This window comes from Treponema sp. R80B11-R83G3 (assembly GCF_054786115.1).
In genome coordinates this window covers 1-1,878 of sequence record NZ_BDHF01000177.1, presented here as the reverse complement: position 1 = coordinate 1,878, position 1,878 = coordinate 1, and the positions used below count along the sequence as shown (strand labels likewise).

Annotated in this window: 4 protein-coding genes; 2 read left to right on the top strand and 2 right to left on the bottom strand. The window is 41.3% G+C overall.

The features are described 5' to 3' along the window. Positions 1-235: DNA gyrase C-terminal beta-propeller domain-containing protein (locus ACYVRH_RS12245; RefSeq protein ID WP_461257185.1), on the top strand; the 235-nt coding region annotated here is incomplete at its 5' end. 47 nt (positions 236-282) lie between these two features. Beyond that, positions 283-753 (top strand): META domain-containing protein, encoded by a 471-nt coding sequence (locus ACYVRH_RS12240; protein ID WP_461257184.1) that lies wholly within the window; start codon positions 283-285, stop codon positions 751-753. 235 nt (positions 754-988) lie between these two features. Here ACYVRH_RS12240 and arfB read toward each other — a convergent pair whose 3' ends face one another. Together arfB and ACYVRH_RS12230 are read right to left on the bottom strand one after the other, a co-directional pair. After that, positions 989-1,420 carry an alternative ribosome rescue aminoacyl-tRNA hydrolase ArfB gene (gene arfB / locus ACYVRH_RS12235; RefSeq protein WP_461257183.1) on the bottom strand — a complete coding sequence of 144 codons (432 nt, stop codon included), beginning with the start codon at positions 1,418-1,420 and terminating at the stop codon, positions 989-991. Positions 1,421-1,433: 13 nt separating this feature from the next. Continuing rightward, the coding region (locus tag ACYVRH_RS12230; protein WP_461257182.1) for a DUF4349 domain-containing protein at positions 1,434-1,878 on the bottom strand (445 nt) is incomplete at its 5' end.

The window sequence follows — 1,878 nt, the reverse complement described above, 5'->3', positions numbered from 1 at the left end:
AGCGGAAAAAACAGGCGAAATTGTCGGTTGTGTAAACGTGTTGGATAACGAGGATATAATGTGCATCACAAGCCAGGGCAAGTCGATAAAGCTAAAAGTTGACGATATTCGCATAATGGGACGCGCCGCTCAGGGTGTGCGCATACTTAGCATTGATAAGCCAGACTTTGTAATCGGTCTGGATAGAATAGTTAAAGAAGACGAGGCCGCAGACAAAGTTGATGAATTAGTGTAGTGGAAATAATTTAAATTAGGGTGTATTATTTATTAAAGGAGATGAAAATGAAAAGACAAATATTATTAGTTTTAGTAGCTTTCGCAATGATAATGAGTTGCCAAACCACAGTCAAAGGATCGGCCTTCTCGAGTGTTACCGGAAAAGACTGGAAGTTGATTGAAGTTCAACTTGACGGTACACCGTTTAATAGGATTGTTCTTTACGATAGAAATGATCTAAAAAAGAACAATGTTGGCGGCGTTTATACAATGAAGTTTGATGCCGAAATGGTCAGCGGAACAGGTGCGCCAAATAAGTACTCCGCCCCATATACTTTAGGGGATGGAAATGCCATTAAAATAGATGTTATTAAATCGACTTTGATGGCTCCAATAGTTCAGCCGGAAAAACTGCAAGAACAGGCTTTTTATAACTATATGCAAAATGTAGAACAGTGGAGCCTAGAAGATAGCAAATTAGTCCTACAGTCAAAAGCCGATAATGGAAACGTTGTAAAGTTGATTTTTGTTCTGTAAGCCTAAAAATGTTTCACGTGAAACATTTACCCTAGAATTTCACACGAAGAACACAAAGGACGCTAAATAAACGCACGGCGTAGCCGTGTGGATCATGAATGCCACACAGCGTAGCACTAATAAACGCCGAAGTCCCCAATAAAAGCAAGGTCACCTTTAGGTGACCGACAGTGCGATAAAATCACCAAGAATTCCTTTGTGTTCTTTGTTTCTTTGTGATCTTCGTGTGAACTCTTTACAAATCATCTTTTTTAGCCCGTTCCGCTTTTTTAATCCCCTGTTTCTTTTTTGACTCAAGTCGTTTTTCTCTAGCGGCTTTGCTTGGCTTTGTGGGTTTTCGTTTTTTGGGCAGCCTTGCCACAGAAGCGACCAGAGTATTCATGCGGAAATATGCTCTTTCCAGATTGACTTTTTGGGAGCGTTCTTCATCCGAAGTTATAACTATTTCGCCGTTTGCGGAAATGCGGTTTGCAAGTAGAGTTTTTACCCTATCCAGTTCCGCTTCTGAAAGACCCACTGATTCACTTTCACCGCTGGTGGGAAGTCGCCACTTTAATGTTACTTTTGTGTTGACCTTGTTTACATTCTGTCCACCCGGTCCGCCGGAGCGCGAAAAGGTGGCTTCGGCGAAAGAGTGAATTGATTGGCGCAAGAGTGATGTGTTCATGCTGATAGTTGCGTTAAGACTTAATCAGTTTCCACAGTTTTTTGGCAAGTCCGATTTTGCCGAAGAAAATCAGGAAGAGTAACCCAAGAAGCAAAATGACAGGAATTCCGTAAATGACAATACCGATTAAAATTACCGCTACCGCAGACAGGAAATCGCCGAAGCTACCGAAAAGTTGTTTTACGCGCTCGCCTAAGGTTAAATTCGGGTTTTGCATAGATGAAGTTACAGGTCCAAAAAGGTTAAGGTCAATTGTTGCATAATCTACATTATTGGCAAGGTTACGGAATTGTATCCCCGTTCCTTCGATTTCGTATTGAAGCTCCGATATACGTGCTTCCACCGAAAGAATTTCCTCGATAGTTTTTGCTTTTCCAAGATAGGCTTGAAAAGTTTTAAGCAACTCTTTTTTTGTCGCAAGTCGCCCTTCAAGGTCATAGTAGCGGATGGTTACATCT

What these genes read in the sequence shown, in the direction of transcription:
- arfB (WP_461257183.1), bottom strand. Translation starts at nt 1,420, where the DNA reads ATGAACACATCACTCTTGCGCCAATCAATTCACTCTTTCGCCGAAGCC.
- ACYVRH_RS12240 (WP_461257184.1), top strand. Translation starts at nt 283, where the DNA reads ATGAAAAGACAAATATTATTAGTTTTAGTAGCTTTCGCAATGATAATG.